The 439-nt window shown below is 79.3% G+C and carries 1 protein-coding gene; it reads right to left on the reverse strand.

The features are described 5' to 3' along the window. Positions 1-439 (reverse strand): ketoacyl-synthetase C-terminal extension domain-containing protein (locus JMF97_RS30940; RefSeq protein ID WP_273543981.1); only part of this gene is annotated, 439 nt, incomplete at both ends.

Below are 439 nucleotides of genomic sequence, written 5' to 3' on the forward strand. Positions count from 1 at the left end.
GCCGGGGGGCTCGGCGCGCCGCGGGTGTCGGCGGCGCGGTCGGGCCGTGCGGGTGGCCGGCAGGCGGCGACGACCGACAGCCGGTAGGCGGGGTGGTCGCGGGCGGTGCCGGCGCTGGCACGGACGGCCGCCTCGGCCAGGTGCGGATGGGCCCGCAGGTGAGCGGCGAGGTCCCGAGCCGCCTGCCGAAGCGCCGGCACCGAGTGCGCGCGCAGGGTCGCCAGGCCGAGCTCCGGTCCGCCGGGCCCGCCGGGCGCGGCGGGCGGGGGTTCGCGCAGGATCGCGTGGGCGTTCGTCCCGCCGAAGCCGAACACGTTCACCCCGGCGATCAGGGCACCTGGCGCGCTCCACCGCCGCCCCTGCGTGACCACGGCGAAGGCGGCTCCGGCGAGGTCACAGCGCTCGGACGGGCGGGTCTGGTGCCTGGCTCTTATCAAAC

The organism is Micromonospora fiedleri (assembly GCF_016774385.1).
In the GTDB taxonomy this organism is placed as follows: Bacteria; Actinomycetota; Actinomycetes; order Mycobacteriales; family Micromonosporaceae; genus Micromonospora; species Micromonospora gifhornensis.